The organism is Shewanella marisflavi (assembly GCF_002215585.1).
Lineage (GTDB): Bacteria > Pseudomonadota > Gammaproteobacteria > Enterobacterales > Shewanellaceae > Shewanella > Shewanella marisflavi.
Genome location: NZ_CP022272.1, coordinates 2,734,376 through 2,755,150, shown reverse-complemented (window position 1 = coordinate 2,755,150; position 20,775 = coordinate 2,734,376). Strand labels below are relative to the sequence as shown.

Genomic DNA, 20,775 nt, shown 5'->3' with positions numbered 1-20,775 from the left:
TGACACACTAATAGTTAAGCCAGTAATTTGTGCTTTTCGCAACAGAGTGAGTCAGACAATGAAGACAATTCTTTTAATACTGTTATCAGCCGTTTCATTATTTTCATCAAATGGTTATGCAGCTGACAAAACGCCTTTACCTTCCCATGGCATTGACTATCCACTAGGTTGGCAGACCTGGTCAAGCATCGCCGTGTCCCATAGAACCGACAATAATACGGTAAGGGCTATTTTGGGCAATGACGTGGCTATTAAGGCGGCTCGTAGCGGTGAACATTCTCCCTGGCCTGACGGTGCCATTCTGGCCAAGGTGGTGTGGAAAGCGGGTGAATTAGCTCACTGGCCTAAGGCGATAGGGCCTAAAGACTTTGTCCATGCCGAGTTTATGTTCAAGGACTCGGTTAAGTATGCCGACACCTATGGCTGGGGATGGGCGCGTTGGGTTGGCGCCGAGCAGACGCCATTTGAGGGAGGGATGCAGGTGTGTGTCAGTTGTCATACCCCAGTGAAAGACAATGACTGGGTATTCACCGAGCCGGGATGGTTCCCGACAAACTAGCTCAATAGGTTAGGGCGGGTAGCAATGCCTAAGGAACAGATCTTTAGGCATCCAGTTTGAGACAGTGAAGAACCTAGTCTACACCCAGGAAGCCACCAGTTTGATGGGCCCAAAGCTGGGCGTAAATCCCACCTTGTTTTATCAGCTCCTGGTGCGTGCCTTGCTCGACGATTTTGCCTTGATCTAACACGATCAACCTATCCATGGCGGCAATGGTCGACAGACGGTGGGCAATGGCGATCACCGTTTTACCTTCCATCAGCTGATAGAGACTCTCCTGAATTGCGGCCTCAATCTCGGAGTCGAGCGCGGAGGTGGCTTCATCTAAGAGTAAAATCGGAGCGTTTTTCAGTAGCACCCTGGCGATGGCAATGCGTTGACGCTGCCCGCCAGAAAGTTTTACACCGCGCTCACCGACTTGGGCATCCAAGCCATGGTTGCCCTCAGGATCGCTCAGGCTCTGAATAAAATCATAGGCTTGAGCTTGTTTGATGGCATTTTCCAGGTCTTCCTCTGTGGCGTCAGGTCTTCCATAACGTATGTTGTCGCGGATCGAACGATGCAGCAGAGAGGTGTCTTGGGTCACCATGCCGATGTTTGCTCGCAGCGAGTCCTGATTTACCTCCCGGATATTTTGCCCATCTATGGTGATACAACCTTGCTCGACATCGTGAAAACGCATGAGCAGGTTCACCAGAGTCGATTTACCCGCGCCGGAGCGACCCACCAGACCCACTTTTTCACCGGGTTTGATCTTCAGGTTGAGATCTTCTATCACGCCACTGGCTTCGCCATAGTGAAAACTCACCTGTTCGAAGGCGATTTCGCCTTGAGAGACGGTAAGTTGGGCGGCATTTTCTTTATCTTGCACGCTGGTCGGACGCGATAGAGTATTCATGCCATCGGCAACCGTGCCGATGTTTTCGAACAGTGAGCTGATCTCCCACATGATCCATTGAGACATACCGTTGAGTCGGAGCGACAAGCTCACTGCTACGGCGATGGCCCCTATGGTGATGGCGCTGTCACGCCACAGCCAGATGGAGACGGCGGCGACGGTAAAGGCAAGTAAGTAGTTAATGACCTGCACGCTGACGTTGATACCAGTGACCAGGCGCATCTGCCGATACACGGTATCGAGGAAGCCCGTCATGCTGTCTTTGGCATATTGGGCCTCTTTTTGGGTGTGTGAAAACAGTTTCACTGTGGCGATATTGGTGTAGCTGTCGACGATACGCCCTGTCATGGTGGAGCGCGCATCGGCCTGTTCGGTGGAGACCTTTTTCAGCTTGGGTAGGAAATAAAATTGCAGGCCGACATAGAGGGCCAACCAAGCCAGCATAGGTAGCATCAAGCGCAGATCGGCATCGGCGATGATGACCAGCATAGAAAGAAAGTAAACTAAGATATAAACCAATACATCTAATAGCTTAGTTACTGTCTCCCGCACTGCTAGCGAAGTTTGCATCACCTTAGTGGCGATACGCCCGGCAAAATCGTTTTGGTAAAAAGAGATGCTCTGTTTGAGCAGATAACGGTGGGCAAGCCAGCGGATCGACATGGGATAGTTGCCCAGCAGACCTTGGTAGACAACAAGGGCATGAAGCAGCACCAGAGACGGGATAACCACCAGAACCAATACCGACATCAATAACAACTTGTCACCCTGTTCGGCAAACAGCGTCTCTGGACTGTGGTTGGCCAGCAGATCCACCAGATCACCCATAAAGGCAAACAGTGACACTTCGAGTATCGCCAGAAGGGCGGTGAGTATCGACATCAAGGCCAATGGTAATTCGAAGCCGCGAGTGTAGTGACGGCAAAACTTATAGATGCCGCGCGGTGGCTGTACTGCCTCATCATCTGGTAGAGCAGAAACCCATGATTCAAAACGCTTAAACATTTAAGTCCTTATAAAGTTGAGGGTTATCATCAGACTTGATATGCCTCAATCATATAGTAGCCGCGGGTTGAGTGCGATGTATTGTTACTTAATCGGGCATGTTAGCATGAGTACCGTTTTCCGCTAGTATCTGAACTTCTCCTCCATTAGAGTGAGTCTATTCCTATATTAAATGAGCCTAACTCAGTGACATTGCAATGTGATTTTAAGCGATCTTTGGGGTACTCCTCATGCTAGCCAAGTCAGGCCAGGGCGTGCTACATGATCCCGTCAAAGCGGAGCAATACCGAATTGCTCGTTTGTCCCGAGATGCCAGATTCGATGGGCTTTTCTTTGTCGGTGTCTTCTCCACCGGGATCTATTGTCGACCTATCTGTCCGGCTGTGCCCGCCAATGAGGCTAATGTCAGGTATTTCGCTGATGCTATCTCGGCGGCGCAGGCTGGGCTAAGACCCTGCTTACGTTGCCGACCCGACAGTGCCCCCGGTTCCAACCCTTGGCTTGGTACGCAGACGAGTCTTAATCGCGCGCTCAATTTGATTAATGCCGGCGTGTTAGCTGGGCCGCAGGCGATCTCAATGAGCGCACTGGCCGAGCGTTTAGGCATAGGCGAGCGTTATCTACGCCAGCTGTTTCAGCAATCCTTAGGAACCTCTCCCAAGCAATATGCCCTCTATCAGCAGTTGATGTTTGCCAAACAGTTGCTGCATCAGACTCAGATGCCGATCACTCAAGTCGCTTTTGCCGCTGGGTTTAATAGTGTCAGACGTTTTAATGAGATCTTTCGAGAGCAGCTGCAATTGACTCCGAGCGAGATCCGCAAAACTGGAGCAAAGGCGCCGTCGGCTAAACAGGGACTGACCTTAAAACTTGCCTATCGGCCGCCCTATGACTGGACGCATCTCAGGGATTTCTACACCCAGAGAATGGTTCCAGAGATGGAATGGATTGATGAGCAGAGCTATGGGCGCAGCTTTACACTGAATGGCGTTAGGGGGCATTTCACCGCCAAACACAGTGAAGAGGAGGCCTGCTTTTATGTGGACATTCATCTGGCAAGGGCGGAAGATCTCAGGGAGTTAAAAGGGATTGTCAGCCATATTCGTCGCCTATTAGATCTCGACGCGGAGCCCCTCACCATAGGCGATAGACTGAGCGGCTTAGGGGCTGCCTTGCCCAAGGTACAAGCCGGAATGCGTATTCCCGGTGTCTGGTCACCCTTTGAGGCAGCGTGCCGAGCCATATTGGGTCAACAGGTGAGCGTCACCCAGGCGGTTAAGCTGTTGGGACAACTGGTGGCCGACTATGGCGAGACGGTAACCTTGGGTGAGCGCACACTACGCCTGTTTCCGCAGCCAGAGCAACTAACTGGTGCCAGCCTGGAAGGGCTGAAGATGCCGGGAGTGCGAAAAGAGGCGATTCGGGCGCTGGCGACATTTGTGGCTAAAGCCCCCGAGGCGGATATCGAGTCCTGGCTGCAGATAAAAGGCATTGGCCCCTGGACATTGGATTATGTGCGCCTGCGCGGGCTGAGCCTGCCTGATGTGCTACTTAGTAGCGATCTCGTGGTCAAACAGCAGCTTTTGCTGAACTCGCCTGGGTCATGGCCGAGGCAAGCGTGTGAAGACCCTAAGGCGGTAAAAAAACAAGCTCAGAAATATTATCAAGAGCTGAGTCATCAATTAGCACAAGAGGTTGCGCCCTGGGGCAGCTATCTCACCCTGCAACTATGGAATCAACAATGAGTGCACAGAACCCACAACTTGAATACACGCCCCTAAGCCGCGACTTTGGTCTTGCTGGCGATCAGGCTTTAGCGCAAAAAGTGCTCGATACGCCTCTTGGCCGCTTGAGTCTGGCTGCCAATCAGTTTGGTCTGTCACACCTAAGCTTTCTGCCTGGAGAAGACGACGGCTTTGTCGCTCGCCCCGTCAGTCTTATTACGGCTAGCGAGCAGGAACAGGCCAGAGCCGAGGCGCATCTTAAGCAGGCAGAGGAGGAGTTGGTAGCATATTTTGCTGGTCAACTGAAAGCCTTTAGCGTAGCGCTGGCGCCTGTGGGGACGGCTTTTCAGCATCAGGTGTGGCAAGCTTTGTTGACTCACCCCTTTGGCCAGGCCGCCAGTTATAGCGACATCGCTAATGCCATAGGCAATCCCAAAGCGGTGCGTGCCGTCGGCAGTGCTAATGGTGCCAATCGTATCGCCATCATCATTCCTTGCCATCGTATTATCGGTAAAGGGGGCGCCTTAACCGGCTATGCCTATGGGCTGACGATAAAGCAAAAGCTGCTGACGTTAGAGGCCAATATCGCAAGCCTTGAGTCAGATCTTGGCCGCTAGCGTCTGGTTGGCTGATGTGGCCAAGGTGATATCGCAAATATAATCTGATAAAGATGATGCGCTAAAGATTAGGTGTTGTGGACCAATCTTAGGTACAATAGTCGGCTGTATTTTGTATTGGTAGCTTACTTTTATCATGACCCCATCCGCTCCTTCAGAACTGCCCGTGTCGACGGTTGAATTTAGCCAGTTGAATTTGGTTAAGGCATTACAAGCCAGGCTGAATCACCTTGGCTATCAAAAGGCCACGCCCATTCAGGCCAAGGCGATCCCCGCTATCCTAGCCGGACGTGATCTGTTGGCCGGCGCTAAGACGGGGTCGGGTAAGACGGCGGCTTTTGCCTTACCTTTATTACAAAAACTGGCGGGGCAAAGGGCTAGCGGCGGTAATCATGTCAGTGGTTTGGTCTTGGTGCCGACCCGTGAATTAGCCCAGCAGGTGGCTGACAGTTTTATCAGCTACGGCGGAGAACTGGCTCCCCGGGCGAAAGTGGTTGCCGTTTTTGGTGGTGTTTCTATCAATACCCAGATGCTGGCGCTGCGCGGCGGCACAGATATTTTGGTGGCGACTCCTGGTCGTCTGTTGGATCTTGTCTCTAGCAATGCGGTTAACTTATCTCAGCTTAAGGCACTGGTGCTTGATGAAGCCGACCGTATGCTCAACCTGGGTTTTACTGAAGAACTCGCCGAGATCCTAAAGCTTTTACCTAAGCAGAAACAGACACTGCTGTTTTCGGCGACCTTTCCTGAAGAGGTGCGAGAACTGACCAACGCGCTGTTGGTCGACCCTGAGGTGGTTGAACTGCAAGATGAAGAGCGCGCCGATATTATCCAGCGCGTCTATACGGTCAATCGTAGCAGTAAGACGGCATTGCTGGCCGAACTGATTAAGACTAGTGAGTGGCGTCAGGTATTGGTGTTTGCCAGTGCCAAGCGTAGCTGTGATCACCTGGCGCAGAAACTGGCCAAGCGCGGCATTAGCGCGCAAGTCTTCCATGGCGATAAGGCCCAGGGGACCCGAAGCCGTGTACTTGAGGATTTCAAAAGCGGCGAGACAACCGTGCTGATCGCTACAGACATAGCGGCTCGCGGCATCGATATCGACAAGTTACCTGTGGTGATTAACTTTGAGCTGCCACGTAGCCCCGCAGATTACATGCATCGCATTGGGCGTAGTGGTCGCGCAGGGGAGCAGGGAGAAGCCATTTCGCTGATCAGCCACGATGAATATCATCATTTTTCAGTAATAGAAAAGAAAAATAAGCTGCGTCTGCCAAGAGAGCAGTATGCTGGTTTCGAGGCCGACGACGAAGCGCCGCAAGATTGTCCATCACGCCAAGGGAAACCTGTGGCAAAGCCCGCCGGAACCGGTAAAAAAAAGCGTAAAAAGTTACCAAAGATCAATGACGGGATCTGGAAGAATCCGTCATAGTATGCGGCGTTTAATGGCAGATATTGAGAAAAAGTAGGGCGTATGCAGCAGCTGTTTTGGTTAGTAGAAGGCGTGATTGCCGGTCGTTGTGGCCCGAATTTGATCCAGTGGGATCTCGGGCAGCTTAAGGCTGAGGGGATCGATGCTATTTTATCGGTTAACCAGGGGGAACTCTGTGATCCCGAAGAGATGGCTAGGCTGGACCTTCGCTACGCCTGCATTCCTCTATCGGAGAATATTCCACCTCAAGAGGGCGACCAGGCGTTATGTGTGGCCCAGTTGCCCAAGGCCCTGGCCTTTATCCGCGAGTGTGAGGCTCAAGGCTTAACGGTTATGATCCACTGCCGCTCTGGCAAAGACAGAACCGGTCTACTGATGGCCTATTATCTGATGGAAAATGGCGCGGCGCCTTTGCACGCGGTAAGTCAGGTTCGAGCCGTACGCGATATCGCCTTTAGTTCCGACGGGTGGGATCAATTTGTTTATGATGTTTTATATGCTTTACAGGCGTGATACTAATACCTATGTTATAGCCTAGGCGCTGATATCAAAAGGTTTTACAGGACGTTATGAAATTCTCAATGGTAAAAAATAGCCTGGTTTTATTCTTTATATTGGCAATGTCTGCTTGTAGCAGCTTGCCACCTCCCCATCCGGTAACACCGAGTTATAAACTTGAGACGCCAGATAATTCCCCGATGACGCGATATCTGACCGATGATTTGTCGGCGCATCCAGGTAAAACCGGTATCTTACCTCTCTCCTCTGGTGTCAATGCTTTTGCTGCGCGTCTTGCCATCGTCAAGTCTGCGCGTACCAGTATCGATCTGCAATATTATATCTACCATAACGATGAGACCGGCCGCCTGTTGAGCTGGTATCTGATAGATGCCGCCGAACGCGGGGTGCGGGTGCGGGTGCTGCTCGATGATCTCACCACTAAAACCTTGGACGATGCCCTGATCCTGTTGGCAAGTCATCCTAATATCGAGATCCGTTTGTTCAACCCGTCCTATGAGCGCACTTTCAGAAGTGTGGCGATGTTGACTGGATTTTCACGCCTTAATCATAGGATGCACAATAAATCGCTCACCGTAGATAATCAGATCACCATTGTCGGCGGGCGCAATATAGGAAATGAGTATTTTTCCAAGAACAGCGATGTAGACTTCGGCGACTTTGATCTTTTGACCATAGGCGCCGTGGTGGACCAGGTATCGGATCAATTTGATCTGTATTGGAATAGCGAGCAGGTGGAGAGTATTACGAATCTGGTGCCGGCGGCGACCAGCGAAATGCATCAGGCCGCAGCTAAAGCCATGGCCACAAATAAACAAAATTTTGTTCACGATGAGTACCTTGAGCGACTCGAATTCAGCGAACTTGTAAAACAGATCACCCAAAAAGGGATTCCCTGGTATTGGGGGGATGCCGAGCTGATTTTTGATCCACCCCAGAAGGCAAATAGCGAGTCTAAACAAGAATGGCTGCTCTCTGATCTCGGTGAGTTTCTTGCCCAGGCGCGAAAAGAGGTATTGATTGTATCGCCCTATTTTGTGCCAACCGATTCAGGCACTCAGGCGTTGATTAATGCCGCTAAGCGAGGTATCGCGATCACAGTCGTCACTAACAGTTTAGCGGCCACAGATGTACTGGCGGTGCATGCAGGCTACAAACAGTATCGTCAGCGTCTGCTGGAAAATGGTATCGCCTTGTATGAGGTAAAAGTCGATATCAATCGCCGTCCCAGTGCCTGGAAAGGCAGTTCGCGCACGAGTCTGCACGCCAAAACCTTTATTTTGGACCGAAAGTCGGTGTTTGTTGGTTCTTTTAATTTCGACCCGAGATCGGCTTGGATTAACACAGAGATGGGGTTGATAGTCGAGCAGAGCGAGTTTGCACGCGAAGTGGTTTCCTCTATCGAGCAATCCCTTAAGCGCAGCAGCTATCGTTTGGCCCTGCAGGGGGATGAGTTAATCTGGCACGATGATTTTGACGGTAAGATCTATTATGCCGATCCCGATGCCAGTTTCTGGCGCCGTTTTATGGCAGACTTCATCGGTCTATTGCCGATAGAATCTCAGTTGTAGAGATAAATTATCAAGCCTTGAGCATCGTCAATTTAATCAGGCTGTGCTAGGGTTAAACTCATCGATAAATAAACATAAGAATGTCGGTAAGATTATGAAAAGTAAGGCGAGCCAATCTCAAGGGTTGCTGTTGTTCCGCTTGTCGCACACTCAGCTGTTTGCCCTGGGAACCTTGAAAATTCGTGAACTGGTTCCCTATACCAATCTCAGCGCCATTCCCCAATCCCATCCCGCCATTCTTGGCGCTGCGACCGTGCGGGGCCATACTATTCCCATTATCGATATGGCCGCCGCCGTAGGCTATGCGCCAATCACCCAAGAAGAGCGTGCCAACGCTTATATCATCATTACCGATTGCCAACGCATGGTGATGGGGTTTCTGGTGCGTAGTATAGATAAGATCATTGAGTGCAATTGGCGCGATATTGAATCGCCGCCAGAGAACTTGGGAAAACATGCTTTCCTCACGGGGGTGACCCGTGTCGATGATAAGTTGGTGCAGCTCTTGGATGTTGAGCTGCTATTGTCAAAGATATTTCCTGCTAATCCCGCAGCCCAGCGCGCTATCTTAACCGACGTGCAGCGAGAGATCTTAAAGCCGCTGAATATTCTGCTGGTGGATGATTCTATGGTGGCTCGCAAACAACTTAGCGATGCGCTGGACAGCATCAATATCCCTTATCTGGTCACGTCAGATGGCCGCGAAGCCCTCTCTATCATGGAACATGCTGCCCAGGAAGGTCGTCCGGTAGATCTCTTGGTGAGCGATATCGAGATGCCAGGCCTTGATGGTTACGAGCTGGCGTTCGAGGTGAAGAACACTCCAGCCTTAGCCGATGCCTATATTATTTTGCATACCTCTCTCTCTAGCGAGATCAGTGTGAGCCAGGCCCATCAGGTGGGCGCAAATGAAGCCCTGACCAAGTTCGATGCTCATGAGTTGATCGAGGCGATGCTCAGAGGGGCTAAGCGGCATCAAGCAGAGTAAAGATTAGATTTTTGTTATGTTTATGATGCTAATGGGTAATATCTAAAACGAAATCACGTCGATTGCTAGACAAGGGAAGGGAGTTTCTATAAAACACAGGATGAAGGAAGTTTAACCTTGCGCTGGCCCTGTGTTTGAAAGTGTGTCTTCGCTCGATTGCGCTCTCGTCTGGCTTGTATGGCAGGTAGATGAGCGGTAATTGAGAATACAAATATGATAATGAAGACTGTTCATCTCGACAAACACTGGCTGTGATCAGCAAGCGTTAAAACACAATTAATTATAATGACAGGTCAATCAATGAATCAAAATCGTTCTTTATTTGCCAAATTGGCAGATGGCAGCTTAGTGCTGCAAATTATCTTGGGGATTATTGCCGGTGTGGTGCTTGCGAGTATGTCACCTTCATCGGCGCAAAGTGTCGCTTTCCTTGGTGATCTGTTTGTCGGCGCGTTAAAAGCGATTGCTCCTATTTTGGTTTTTGTTCTGGTGGCGGCATCGATTGCCAATCAGAAGAAGAATACCAAAACCAATATGCGTCCTATCATAGTGCTTTACCTGTTTGGTACCTTTGCCGCTGCGATTACCGCTGTCACCATGAGTTTTCTGTTCCCGACCACGCTGGTACTAGTGAGCGGTGCCGAGGGAACAACCCCGCCAGAAGGGATTGGTGAAGTACTCAGTACCTTGATGTTTAAAGTGGTCGATAATCCAGTTAACGCCCTGATGACAGGGAACTATATTGGTATTTTGGCTTGGGGTGTCGGTTTAGGTATTGCGCTGCACCACGCCTCTGAAACCACTAAGACGGTATTTGCCGACGTCAGCCATGGCGTGTCGCAAATGGTACGCTTCGTGATCCGTTTGGCACCTATAGGTATCTTTGGCCTAGTGTCGAACACCTTTGCCGCAACAGGCTTTGAAGCTATTGCCGGTTACGCTCAACTGCTTGGCGTGCTCCTAGGCTCTATGTTGATTATCGCCCTGATCGTTAATCCACTTATCGTGTGGTTTAAGATCCGTCGTAATCCCTATCCGTTAGTGTTTACCTGCTTACGAGAGAGTGGCGTGACCGCCTTCTTTACTCGCTCAAGCGCGGCGAATATACCGGTCAACATGGCCCTGTGTGAGAAGTTAGATCTGCATGAAGATACCTATTCGGTATCAATTCCGCTGGGAGCAACCATTAACATGGCGGGCGCTGCGATCACTATTACAGTGCTGACACTGGCTGCCGTGCATACCGAAGGGGTCCAGGTGGATATTCTGACTGCGATTCTATTAAGTGTTGTTGCGGCGGTATCGGCGTGCGGCGCGTCAGGTGTGGCCGGTGGCTCGTTACTGCTGATCCCCCTGGCCTGTAGCTTGTTCGGCATCTCAAATGATGTCGCTATGCAAGTGGTTGCCGTTGGTTTCATCATAGGTGTGATTCAAGACTCTGCAGAGACGGCACTCAACAGTTCAACCGATGTGCTCTTTACCGCATCGGCCTGCGAGGCGGCAGAAAAACAGGTCTAAGGGATCTGAATCGAAAGACCCAATTGTAAAAAGGAGCCTCGGGCTCCTTTTTTTATGGCGGGTATCCTTCCGCCCAGGTGAATGAACCGATTTGCCACTTCATTGTTCGCTTGTAATATCTTTTCCGCCTAGCGTCTTGAAAAAAATTTGTATTACACTTTACTTAAATAATGCATCAAAAGTGATTTAGATCGCGTTTTTATTTCGCTCCTGGGGTACAATTTCACATAAAGGGACAAGATAATACGGTTTAACTTGTTGGTTTAAGATGACTTTTGTTTACAGTTTTGCAACATTTGCGGGTGTTAGAGGTTAAATAAATATGAGATCTGAGCTTAGGGTAATGTTAGACAAAACCTGCGCAAGTGGTTCGCAGTCATTACTTCAAGTTATCGAAATGTCGGTTGTTGAAAAGCGCAAGCGGTTAAATTGGCAGGAGCAAGATATGGATACACGCGAAATTATCGGCCAGTGGATAGATGAACGTCCCTCATTGGGCGACAAGATCACGCTTTACCGTCAGGGCGATAAGCTGTTTTTAGAGACCTGGTACAACGACGGTTGCCATAGCCTAGATGAGATGCAGGCGACTCCGTTGGAACATGGGTTAAAGCTTGAAGACTTAGGTGGCAATCTATTTGGCGAGTATTTCCTGCTGTCGAAAGATCATAACCTGCAGTTTTGCAATAGCGACGAATGCTTCTACACCGCTAAACGAGCGGCATAAATCGTTATAAGGCGCCAGAGGGCGCCTTTTTTACACTGTCTAAACCTGCCATCGACTTAGAAGGGGTGACGGCTATAGAAGCTGAGTCGCTTCTGTTTATAGGGGTGGGTAATTCCCAGGTGCTCCGCGTGTAGATGCAGACGTGGCGCGGCTGCGATCACCGTCTCATCGCCATAGAAATCATCCCCTAGTATGGTGTGTCCCAGTGCTTTCATATGCAGTCTGAGCTGATGTGTGCGGCCCGTGATCGGCTTGAGCTTCACTAAGGTACTATTGCTGCGCCGCTCTAACACTTCAAAATAGGTGGTGGCCGGTTTGCCATCTTCGGCGATCTTTTGTAGCGGTGGCTGCTCGCTATCTGCCTTCATTGCCAGCGTGATTTTGCCGCTATCCTGGGCCATGATGCCCTGAACCTCTGCCACATAATATTTCTCTGTCGTCCGATTTTGAAACTGGGTCTTGAGATTAGACTCGGCTTTCTTGTTGAGGGCAAACACCATGATCCCCGAGGTCGCGCAGTCTAATCTGTGTACTAAGATGGCTTCGGGAAAGCGCTGTAACAGACGGTTGATGGCACAATCATGGGTTTCCTCGGCGCGGCCAGGATTAGACAATAGGCCTGATGGCTTATTGAGTATGACGATGTCACGATCCTGATAACGTATATCGAGCCAGGGAATGGCCGGGGGCTGGTAGCTAAAAATTTTCATGGTTTCTCCTCGGCGGCGATCCTAACAAAGATTGCCCGCCGTGCCTATCCCGCTAGCGTCTTCAAGGCGTTGGCTTTTTATCTGGCCGCGATGATTTTTACTCAAGAGTCTCTATCTTGGGGCAAGTTTGGGTATGATAGGCCAAGGTGTCGCAGTGTTGCTAACGCAGCTCGGCAGAAACAAATACGAAAAGCACTATGGATAAGCATAATGACGAATAAGCAGGGTTATTGGATTGGTGAGGCGGGTAAGCCGTGGGGCGATGCTGAAAAGCTTAAGTGGCGTGAGGCGCAGCAAAAAAAGCGCTCTTACGAACAAGAGGTGCAGGCTAAGTTCAGTCAGGTGAATGATGCATTTGAAGCCGTGCAGTATGGCGAGCTCAACTATGCTGAGGGGCAATATCCTCTGTTTGGTTTTAAGTCACGTCTTTGGGATGAAAATAAGCCGACAATCTTGGTGACCGGTGGTGTGCATGGCTATGAAACCAGTGGTGTTCAGGGAGCGCTGCGGTTTTTGAGCACTAAGGCTGCCGAGTACCGCGAGGATTTTAATATTCTGGTGGCACCCTGCGTTAGCCCATGGGGTTACGAGACCATCAATCGCTGGAATCCCGAGGCGATTGATCCTAACCGCTCTTTTTATGCCGATAGTCCGGCGCAGGAGTCTCGTGCCTTAATGCAATGGGTAGCGGGTTTTGAATTGTCGCTGATGGCCCATATCGATCTGCACGAGACCACTGACACAGATAACAGCGAGTTTCGCCCGGCATTGGCGGCCAGAGACGCCACAGTGCACAGCAACTGGAATATCCCTGACGGTTTTTACTTGGTAGGCGATAGTGAAAACCCGAACGAAGAGATGCAGTCGGCCATTATCAAGGCGGTATCTAAAGTGACCCATATCGCACCTGCCGACGAGCAGGGACGCTTGATTGGTGCGCCCATTACCCAGTTCGGGGTGATCAACTATGCGACCAAGGCGTTGGGTCTGTGCAGCGGTTTTAGTGATGCTAAATACAACACCACCACAGAAGTCTATCCTGACAGTCCCCAAGTTGATGATGAAAATTGCATTCAGGCGCAGGTTACGGCTGTCTGCTCGGCGCTGGACTATATCAAAACTCAGCTCGCCAGCGCTTAATCTGCTCACTAAGGCGTCTCGCCCCTTAGCGGGCGAGGGCGCCTAATAGAATCACTCCTGCCACAAAGATAAATAACAAGCCCGTCATCAGGTTGATTAACGGTGTGGCACGCTTCATTTTGAGCTGCATCTTGGGATGGGACAGCACCAGGGCAATCAGGCTAAACCAGCCCAGAGAGAGCGCGAATATCATTACTGTGGCAGCCACCTTGGTCGCCAGCGTCACTTCAGGGGTGATCAAGGTGGAAAACAAGGTAATAAAAAACACCAGCGCCTTGGGGTTGAGCAGGTTAGTCGAGACCCCCTGTATAAAGCCTTGGGTGGTACCTAGGCCATGTCCTTGAGTGCTCGTGGGGCTGAGCTTTTGCTCATCTCGCCAGTGTGCGACGGCGGCGCGTACTGCGCCTATACCCATCCAGCCAAGATAACTGGCGCCAATCAACTGCACCGCAATAAAGAGGGTCGGCGAGCTTTTAATGATAAGGCTAACGCCGGTGAGGCTCAGTAATGTGTGACCTGTGATGGCGACGGCCAGCCCTAATGCGGCAGCGACTGCCGTGCGTCTGTGTTCCTGCGCTGCGAGTTTAACCACCAAGGCGAAGTCCGGCCCCGGGCTAGCCAGGGCGACCGTATGTATGATTGCCAGTGAAACCAGTAGTTGTAGTTGTAATTCCATTGTGTGTTTTGACCTTTGGAGATTGGGCTTTATGGCGATACTAGGCCGATTGCGCTTGCCAGGATTGTAAAATATTGCACATCTAGTTTCACAGACCTAAGCCGTGACCAGTTTTTGAAAATGTGCCGGTGTGGTTAAAAATGCCCGCTTAAAGGCCTTGTTGAAATGACTCTGATCGAAAAAGCCCAGTTCATAGGCTGTGCTGATAGCACTGTCGCCGCGCATCAGCGCCTTCTTGGCATATTCCAGTCTGAGGCGTTTAAGATAGGCAAGGGGCGTCATGCCGGTAGCCGCCTTGAACTGACGCAGAAACTGAAACTTACTCAGCCCAACAGAGAGTGCCAACTGCTCAAGATCGAACTCCTGATCCAGTCCTTCATGAAATTGTTGTTTTATCTGCTCAAGTTGCAAGCCGCTTAATTTAGCCCGGTTTTCTGGCAGGTTGTGCAATTGACCATGACGATAAAAGAGTTCGCTGATAAAACCCAGCAGTAAGGTTTCGGCTTCAAGGGCGCTGGTACTTTGCTGGTAATGGGTCAGCTGTCTGTGCAGCTGGATAAAGTAGGTTCTGAGTCTGGCATCGTCTAACAGCGGCGCACTGAAATAGAGCTCGCTCTGGTTTAGGGCGTCGCCTACCTGTTTTACATAGCTGGTGGGTAGGGACATCACTAGGGCTTCATAGCCTGTGTCGGTGATGCTTTGGCCATTGTGGCTCTCGTCTGGGTTGAGTGTGGAGAGGTTGCCTGGCGTCAGGCGGTACTCGCATCCCTTATGGTGATAGCGCTGACCTCCGCGGCAGACGACACCTATGTGATAGTCAAGATGCACATGTTTCTCGAAGGCAAAGTGGGTAAATTGGGCGCGGCTGAGCTCCACCTCTTTTAAGATGCTCGATTGCCAATAATCAATTTTTTCTACCGTGCCAGACAAGATGATTCCACTGTGCTGTTGATTCTCTGGCCAGTGTAGCCTAGCGACTTTTCCTATGACTAGTAAATAATTGCTGGTTCAAGGTGGATTTATTGTTCAAGGCTATGCTTTGGTCGTGAATTTCCCGATGATTTGGCTCATAATGGACAGCCGAGAATAACGCTGATAATTAACCAAATTGGAGTCGGACCAGTGAAAGGACAGATCATACGTGAAATGAAGGTGCAGCCCCATATTGAAGTGGAATATGAGGTACAAAGACGTGTTGCCTTTATTAAAGCGAAACTCAAAGAGGCACGCGCTACCAGTCTAGTACTTGGGATAAGCGGTGGCGTCGATTCTTCCCTGGCGGGCCGCTTGTGCCAATTGGCCGTGGATGAGCTTAACAGCGAAGGCGAGTTTGAGGGAAGCTATCAGTTTATCGCGGTAAGATTACCTTTTAAGGTTCAAAAAGATGAGGACGAGGCTCAGTTAGCCTGTCAGTTTATCCAGCCCAGCAAACTGGTGACGGTAAACATAGGTGAAGGGGTTGAAGGGATCCACCATCAAACCTTAGCCGGATTAGAGTCAGCCGGCGTCATCTCTCATCCTCAAAGCAGTGTCGATTTCGTTAAAGGCAATGTGAAAGCCAGAATGCGTATGATTGCCCAGTATGAGATCGCGGGTCTCACCGGTGGCCTGGTGGTGGGGACAGACCATAGCGCCGAGAATATCACTGGCTTTTATACCAAGTGGGGAGATGGCGCCTGCGATCTTGCGCCCCTATTTGGTCTGAGTAAACGTCAGGTGCGTCAGTTGGCGGCTTCGCTGGGCGCGCCAGCTATCTTGGTGGATAAGGCGCCTACGGCCGATCTTGAGTGCGACCAACCCCAGCTAGAAGACGAAGTTGCCCTTGGACTAACCTATGATCAGATTGATGACTTTCTTGAGGGTAAGCCTGTGGATGCCGCCGTCGAGGCGCGGCTGATCGCCATCTATAATGCAACCCAGCATAAGCGTAAGCCTATCCCGACCCTGTATGATTGATAGGGAATATGATTGCTAGGGAATATCATTGATAGGGATTAAGCAGACTAAAGGCGCCAATGGCGCCTTTTTTACTTTACTCTCTGGTTAGACGACGCAAGATATCGCTAGTCAAATTGAGTCAGTTGTTGACGCAGCGACTCAATCAGCGCGTTAGGGCACTGGCGGTAATCCAGATAGGGCAGGCAGTATACCTGACCGGCGGTTAGGGTCTGATGCGAAAACTGCTGCGGCTGGGTAAGGGGCTGAAGCCCTAGGGCGATGGCGCTTTGTTGGCCGCAGATAAAATGCTCTCTGGCGTAGGGGCTTAGCTGCGCTGCGCCAAAACGTATCTGTTCATTGTGTTTGAGTAACAGATTCAAGTAGGGGCGCCACTGGGGACCTGGTGCACAGATCTTGGCCATGATCACTAAGATCTTACGCCAATGGTTGCCATTGAGAGCGATAAGGCTGTCCAGGCTGCCTGGCTGCTCACATTGCCAATCGGGTGGCAGTGCGGGGGGATTGGGCAGGTAAAAGCAGCGCTTGGCCTTAGGCTGGCCTAAAGCGTTCACATTGTGAGGCATATTACTCATTCCTTGGCGTTTGGGGCTGGAGTTTACGCAATAAAGCCGTGTATGTTAATGGGTAACGCAAAAGGAGCCGCGGTTTTTCATTATGAAGACATTTCTTATTCATTCGACCAAACATCTTACTATTGCTATCACTTATGCCTGTGTCGGTATCGTCAGTGCAGCGCTGGCGTTTGGGATCTGGTTTTTAAATGCCCGTCCAGATCTCTCGTTATGGCATACCACCCACCTTGAACATCAATTTCGCTTGGACAAGCAGGTACAAGATTTTCGCGAGTACCAGTCCCTTGAGGCCAAGCTGTTTGACGAGGTGGAACGTAAGGTTTATCACAAGACCCAGAACTGGGTGGATCAACCTCTCAATCGCTATGTACATGGTAGCTATGCCGATCCCGATAATTGGTTAACGGCATGGAATCGCAGTTATGAGTGGCCAAATGCCAAGGCAGAGTTTGGTGTCTTGTTGCTGCATGGCATGTCAGACTCTCCCTACGCCTTGTCTCATTTCGCGACTCATTTCAAATCAAGCGCTCACCTGGTGGGGCTGAGATTACCAGGTCATGGCACCATCCCCTCGGGATTGGTGGATCTCACCTGGCAAGAGATGGCGAAGGCGGTCTCTTTGGCTACAGAGCACCTTAAGGCGCAATTAGGCGATAAGCCAATTTATGTGGTGGCGTTTTCAACCGGGGCGGCGCTTGCATTAAACCATGAACTTGAGGCGCTAAAGCGCGGCGACGATACCAGTTATCGGGGGATGATTTTTCTTTCGCCTGCTATCGGTCTGTCACCTGTGGCTGCAGCTGCCAAGTGGCAAGACAAGTTAGGGCAGTTGCTGGGGCTGGAGAAACTCAGCTGGAACTCTATCTTGACCGAATATGATCCCTTCAAGTACAACTCCTTTGCAGTGAATGCTGGAGATGTGGTGTACCAGTTAGCCGAGCATAATCAGCGTCTAATGGATGGACTCTCGCCAGAGGTTTTGGCTCAGCTCGGCAGTGTTCTCACCTTTCAGTCTGTCGCCGACAGCACGGTATCGACCCCCGCCGTGGTAAGAGATCTCTATCAACGTTTGCCGGTAAAAGATCATCAATTGGTGCTGTTTGATATTAATCGGTTGACGATAAATCAGGCCTTGGTAGTCAAAGACCCCTTAGTTAGCCTGTTGCCTGTATTGCAACCCGATACACCAAGTTTCGATATGACGTTAGTGCAGAACCGGCAAGAGCCTGGGGAATCTAAACGTATTGCCGAAGTAGAGGCTAACCGCTATCGACCCGATCAGGCGGTTGAGCAACTGCCCTTAGGCCTGAGTTGGCCAACAGGGGTTTATTCTCTGTCACATGTTGCCTTACCTTATCCGGCGACAGATAACTTGTATGGTATTGAGTTTGATAAAGGGATCGACAGGGTACAGATAGGCGCCGCTGCGGCCCGTGGCGAGCGGGGGATCTTAGGTGTGTCACCCGGAGAAATACTCAGGCAGAAGTGGAACCCCTTCTTTCCTTACGTGCTGCAGCGTGTGGACAGCTTTATTGCCGATAGAGAAGCCAGTACTGATAATAAATGAGTCAAGGTCTGCACTTCACTCATCGTGAGTGGTATGTCTATAAAACTTGAAAAGCTTCTATCTGATCGTCGTCCGATAGCAGGGAGCAGACTACACGATTACGGCCGTTCTCTTTAGCTTCATATAGATTGAGATCGGCCATCTTAAACCAGTGGTCAATATCCTTCATATAGCCAGCATTACTTATCACAGCGCCGATACTGACGGTGAGCGCGATCTCCTGCTCTCCTTGGATAGTTATTTTATGGTTAGCCACTACCTCTTTAAATTGGTTGAGGTGTTGCTCTACCTGAAGGGCGTTGCATTGCGGCAATATAACCAGAAACTCTTCGCCGCCATAGCGGGAGACGATATCAGTATCTCGTTTAAAAAATTGTCGCATCAGTTGTGCCATGGCGATGAGCGCGGTATCGCCCGCCTGATGGCCGTAGGTGTCGTTGATCTGCTTAAAGTGGTCGATATCTATGATGCAGAAGGCCAAGGCAGCACAGCTGCGTTTACACAGATCATGTATCGGTTCGAAATGCTGCTCGAGGTAGCGGCGATTAAAGAGCTGGGTCAGTTCGTCTCGCTCGGCCAGAGACTGAAGCTTACGGTTAACCTCTTCAAGCTCTACCGTACGCAGCGCCACTTTCTCCTCTAGTTCCAGTTGGTAGCTTATGAGCTCCTGTTTGCTCTTCTGTATGCTAGTGGAGAGGGCAAAGATCTCTCTTGGCGCTGAATCTAACTGAATCTCATCACTGTGTTCAGCCATGCCCCATTGACTGAATTTTTGGGCGATGGTTTCCAGCGGCTGTGTTAAGCGGCGACTGATCACCTTGATCAACAAGATGGTAATGATAAAGGCTAGAAATAGCACGCTGAAGGTAGTCAGGTATTGATGTTCTACCTGTTTTACCAGCGGCGAGAAGGGCATGACCACATAGAGCGACCAGCCGTTCTTTAACACATATTTGGCGTAGGCAAACTCGGGGTTAGCGCTGTCGAGTTGGTGAATATTGATCATATTCAGGCTGGTACGATAAAGGTGGCCTGAGGTGTTGACCTTAAGCGGGGTTAGGGGGGCCAGCTTGAGTGATTCCGAGGCATAGATCACCAGATTATTCTCATCGGTCAACATCATGGCCTGTTCATTAAATTCGCGATTGCGCTCATCTATGCTGGCAAACTTAGTTAAGTTTAACGAGCCTTCGATAATGCCAATAGGATTAATAGGGTTGTCGTAAGCGTACAGTGGCGCACTAATGGCAACGATAGGATCACTTCCAAATCCTCGCCCGAGAAAGGCCGGTGACACGAAAGTCAGCTGGTTATAGAAGGACTCTTGAAAATAGTGCCTGTCCATGACGCTGAGGCTCTTGTTTGCGATCGCGTCTTTGTCCAGTCGTGAGGTAGGGCTGGCAGCTGAGATCACCCCTTTGTCATCGGCGATAAGCATAGAGATAAAAAATGGATAGCTTTGATGCAGTTTTGATAGTAATCCCTGCCACTCGCCCGGATCGTATTTAGACAGGCTTAACCAGCGCGCCGCATTATCGATGGCGTTAATATGGCCATCGATAAAACTTTCGGTCGCTTTCCCCAGATGAGCGGCCGAGTCCTCCAGATTGAGTTTCACATCTTTCTGCTGTTGTTCGATGGCGTTGTTGTTGAAGATCAGCGCCGAGACTAGCAGTGCCAGGGTTAATACCTGGGTAAAGGTGTAGGTGAGCTGAGCATTGAAACTCTTACGTTTTCGATTAACTAACTTGTCTTTAATATGCAGATGGGCCGGCAGCAGGGTTACCACCATGACCCCCAAAGCTGTGTAAAGTATGCCGTTGATCCCCTGTTTCAGGGTGATAAAACTCATATAGCTATTTGGCAGTTGAAATACTAAGTGGGCATACAGGTAGAAGATGGGCATCCCAAGCAGTAACCAAAAAGTGATGTCGGCGTACAGAGTATAAAACTCCTTGCGCCGCGCATAACCTAGCCAGAGGGCTTCTATGGGGAAAAGCAGGAACACATGCCAGCTCTCCCAGGTAATAAAGAGGCCGATGGCGCATAACAGGGCGGTGAGCAGGGCATACCAGGGGCCGAGAAAAATGGCCACGATCACGAAGAAGAGATTACCTATAATAAGTTGCTGGTTGCCAAACAGAGGGATAGGCGACAGGTTAACCAGAAGGCCGAGGCCACCCAGCAGCATTGCAAAACCAAGATGATTCTTATTGATCAATGATATTCTTCCCTATCTAAGCTCCATGGCTACAGCCGCCCAGTGATGCCACTTGGGCTGTTATATGAAGTGTAAGTGAATCACTAGTTAATTGCTAACCAAATGTTTCTTATCACTCTTTTGTGGTTGCAGTCGAAAGGTGTTTGATCTTTCCTCAAATTACTAGACATTTTTTATTTAAAAAGAGGAAGGTACGTCAGTATCTTGGCAACGGATATCTGAAATCAAAAAAAGGGGATGTATTGTTTGTGTTGGCTACCAGTAAGTTGGCTGTTTTACTTGGAAATGTAACGTTGATTTTCTGTTGTTTTGAGGTTTTATTTGATTGATTTCTTTTCAAATTAATATTCAGACACTTCGATTTCGATTAAA

The 20,775-nt window shown here is 50.1% G+C and carries 18 protein-coding genes; 12 read left to right on the top strand and 6 right to left on the bottom strand.

The window, feature by feature from the left end:
• The first annotated feature begins 58 nt into the window (after positions 1–58).
• Entirely contained in the window at positions 59–559 is a 501-nt protein-coding gene (locus CFF01_RS12120) for a cytochrome P460 family protein (RefSeq protein WP_088904961.1), read from the top strand.
• A 73-nt stretch (positions 560–632) separates the two neighbouring features.
• Here the strand turns inward: CFF01_RS12120 and CFF01_RS12115 are convergent, their stop codons facing one another.
• Positions 633–2,462 (bottom strand): ABC transporter ATP-binding protein, encoded by a 1,830-nt coding sequence (locus CFF01_RS12115; RefSeq protein WP_033540050.1) that lies wholly within the window; start codon positions 2,460–2,462, stop codon positions 633–635.
• Positions 2,463–2,692: 230 nt separating this feature from the next.
• On the opposite strand from CFF01_RS12115, the gene CFF01_RS12110 reads away from it, so the two are divergent.
• From CFF01_RS12110 to CFF01_RS12075, 8 genes are all read left to right on the top strand, one after another.
• Positions 2,693–4,207, top strand: coding sequence for a DNA-3-methyladenine glycosylase 2 family protein (locus CFF01_RS12110; RefSeq protein WP_088904960.1), 1,515 nt, complete (start codon positions 2,693–2,695; stop codon positions 4,205–4,207).
• Positions 4,204–4,803 (top strand): methylated-DNA--[protein]-cysteine S-methyltransferase, encoded by a 600-nt coding sequence (locus CFF01_RS12105; protein WP_088904959.1) that lies wholly within the window; start codon positions 4,204–4,206, stop codon positions 4,801–4,803. Before CFF01_RS12110 ends, CFF01_RS12105 begins: the two co-directional genes overlap by 4 nt.
• A gap of 136 nt (positions 4,804–4,939) precedes the next feature.
• On the top strand, positions 4,940–6,235 hold the full coding sequence (locus CFF01_RS12100; protein WP_088904958.1) for a DEAD/DEAH box helicase: 1,296 nt from the start codon (positions 4,940–4,942) through the stop codon (positions 6,233–6,235).
• A gap of 42 nt (positions 6,236–6,277) precedes the next feature.
• The gene (locus CFF01_RS12095) at positions 6,278–6,748 is read left to right on the top strand and encodes a dual specificity protein phosphatase family protein (protein ID WP_088904957.1); all 471 of its coding nucleotides are present in this window, start codon (positions 6,278–6,280) and stop codon (positions 6,746–6,748) included.
• A 185-nt stretch (positions 6,749–6,933) separates the two neighbouring features.
• Positions 6,934–8,325: a phospholipase D family protein gene (locus CFF01_RS12090; protein ID WP_232479433.1), complete on the top strand. Its 1,392-nt coding sequence runs from the start codon at positions 6,934–6,936 to the stop codon at positions 8,323–8,325.
• A 94-nt stretch (positions 8,326–8,419) separates the two neighbouring features.
• A complete protein-coding gene (locus tag CFF01_RS12085) occupies positions 8,420–9,313 on the top strand; it encodes a chemotaxis protein CheV (RefSeq protein WP_088904955.1) in 894 nt (297 codons plus the stop codon).
• A gap of 300 nt (positions 9,314–9,613) precedes the next feature.
• Positions 9,614–10,831: a serine/threonine transporter SstT gene (gene sstT, locus CFF01_RS12080; RefSeq protein ID WP_088904954.1), complete on the top strand. Its 1,218-nt coding sequence runs from the start codon at positions 9,614–9,616 to the stop codon at positions 10,829–10,831.
• Positions 10,832–11,153: 322 nt separating this feature from the next.
• Complete coding sequence (locus CFF01_RS12075; protein WP_088904953.1) at positions 11,154–11,558, top strand: hypothetical protein; 405 nt, start codon at positions 11,154–11,156, stop codon at positions 11,556–11,558.
• A gap of 56 nt (positions 11,559–11,614) precedes the next feature.
• Here CFF01_RS12075 and CFF01_RS12070 read toward each other — a convergent pair whose 3' ends face one another.
• Positions 11,615–12,268 (bottom strand): RluA family pseudouridine synthase, encoded by a 654-nt coding sequence (locus CFF01_RS12070; RefSeq protein ID WP_088904952.1) that lies wholly within the window; start codon positions 12,266–12,268, stop codon positions 11,615–11,617.
• Positions 12,269–12,478: 210 nt separating this feature from the next.
• Here CFF01_RS12070 and CFF01_RS12065 point away from each other — a divergent pair, with 210 nt between their 5' ends.
• The gene (locus CFF01_RS12065; RefSeq protein ID WP_088904951.1) at positions 12,479–13,408 is read left to right on the top strand and encodes a M14 family metallopeptidase; all 930 of its coding nucleotides are present in this window, start codon (positions 12,479–12,481) and stop codon (positions 13,406–13,408) included.
• A 25-nt stretch (positions 13,409–13,433) separates the two neighbouring features.
• Here the strand turns inward: CFF01_RS12065 and CFF01_RS12060 are convergent, their stop codons facing one another.
• A complete protein-coding gene (locus CFF01_RS12060; RefSeq protein ID WP_088904950.1) occupies positions 13,434–14,084 on the bottom strand; it encodes a LysE family translocator in 651 nt (216 codons plus the stop codon).
• Positions 14,085–14,180: 96 nt separating this feature from the next.
• The gene (locus tag CFF01_RS12055; protein ID WP_408640495.1) at positions 14,181–15,014 is read right to left on the bottom strand and encodes an AraC family transcriptional regulator; all 834 of its coding nucleotides are present in this window, start codon (positions 15,012–15,014) and stop codon (positions 14,181–14,183) included.
• Between the two features lie 192 nt (positions 15,015–15,206).
• On the opposite strand from CFF01_RS12055, the gene nadE reads away from it, so the two are divergent.
• Entirely contained in the window at positions 15,207–16,040 is an 834-nt protein-coding gene (nadE, locus tag CFF01_RS12050; RefSeq protein ID WP_088904948.1) for an ammonia-dependent NAD(+) synthetase, read from the top strand.
• A 107-nt stretch (positions 16,041–16,147) separates the two neighbouring features.
• On the opposite strand, the gene CFF01_RS12045 is transcribed toward nadE, so the two are convergent.
• On the bottom strand, positions 16,148–16,606 hold the full coding sequence (locus CFF01_RS12045) for a DUF6942 family protein (protein WP_088904947.1): 459 nt from the start codon (positions 16,604–16,606) through the stop codon (positions 16,148–16,150).
• A gap of 91 nt (positions 16,607–16,697) precedes the next feature.
• On the opposite strand from CFF01_RS12045, the gene CFF01_RS12040 reads away from it, so the two are divergent.
• Positions 16,698–18,182, top strand: coding sequence for an alpha/beta hydrolase (locus CFF01_RS12040; RefSeq protein WP_088904946.1), 1,485 nt, complete (start codon positions 16,698–16,700; stop codon positions 18,180–18,182).
• A 37-nt stretch (positions 18,183–18,219) separates the two neighbouring features.
• Here the strand turns inward: CFF01_RS12040 and CFF01_RS12035 are convergent, their stop codons facing one another.
• Entirely contained in the window at positions 18,220–20,403 is a 2,184-nt protein-coding gene (locus CFF01_RS12035) for a sensor domain-containing diguanylate cyclase (RefSeq protein ID WP_088904945.1), read from the bottom strand.
• Between the last annotated feature and the right edge of the window lie 372 nt (positions 20,404–20,775).

What these genes read in the sequence shown, in the direction of transcription:
- CFF01_RS12060 (WP_088904950.1), bottom strand. Translation starts at nt 14,084, where the DNA reads ATGGAATTACAACTACAACTACTGGTTTCACTGGCAATCATACATACG.
- CFF01_RS12115 (WP_033540050.1), bottom strand. Translation starts at nt 2,462, where the DNA reads ATGTTTAAGCGTTTTGAATCATGGGTTTCTGCTCTACCAGATGATGAG.
- CFF01_RS12110 (WP_088904960.1), top strand. Translation starts at nt 2,693, where the DNA reads ATGCTAGCCAAGTCAGGCCAGGGCGTGCTACATGATCCCGTCAAAGCG.
- CFF01_RS12085 (WP_088904955.1), top strand. Translation starts at nt 8,420, where the DNA reads ATGAAAAGTAAGGCGAGCCAATCTCAAGGGTTGCTGTTGTTCCGCTTG.
- CFF01_RS12075 (WP_088904953.1), top strand. Translation starts at nt 11,154, where the DNA reads ATGAGATCTGAGCTTAGGGTAATGTTAGACAAAACCTGCGCAAGTGGT.
- CFF01_RS12065 (WP_088904951.1), top strand. Translation starts at nt 12,479, where the DNA reads ATGACGAATAAGCAGGGTTATTGGATTGGTGAGGCGGGTAAGCCGTGG.
- CFF01_RS12070 (WP_088904952.1), bottom strand. Translation starts at nt 12,268, where the DNA reads ATGAAAATTTTTAGCTACCAGCCCCCGGCCATTCCCTGGCTCGATATA.
- sstT (WP_088904954.1), top strand. Translation starts at nt 9,614, where the DNA reads ATGAATCAAAATCGTTCTTTATTTGCCAAATTGGCAGATGGCAGCTTA.
- CFF01_RS12040 (WP_088904946.1), top strand. Translation starts at nt 16,698, where the DNA reads ATGAAGACATTTCTTATTCATTCGACCAAACATCTTACTATTGCTATC.
- CFF01_RS12100 (WP_088904958.1), top strand. Translation starts at nt 4,940, where the DNA reads ATGACCCCATCCGCTCCTTCAGAACTGCCCGTGTCGACGGTTGAATTT.
- CFF01_RS12105 (WP_088904959.1), top strand. Translation starts at nt 4,204, where the DNA reads ATGAGTGCACAGAACCCACAACTTGAATACACGCCCCTAAGCCGCGAC.
- CFF01_RS12090 (WP_232479433.1), top strand. Translation starts at nt 6,934, where the DNA reads ATGACGCGATATCTGACCGATGATTTGTCGGCGCATCCAGGTAAAACC.
- CFF01_RS12095 (WP_088904957.1), top strand. Translation starts at nt 6,278, where the DNA reads ATGCAGCAGCTGTTTTGGTTAGTAGAAGGCGTGATTGCCGGTCGTTGT.
- CFF01_RS12120 (WP_088904961.1), top strand. Translation starts at nt 59, where the DNA reads ATGAAGACAATTCTTTTAATACTGTTATCAGCCGTTTCATTATTTTCA.
- CFF01_RS12045 (WP_088904947.1), bottom strand. Translation starts at nt 16,606, where the DNA reads ATGCCTCACAATGTGAACGCTTTAGGCCAGCCTAAGGCCAAGCGCTGC.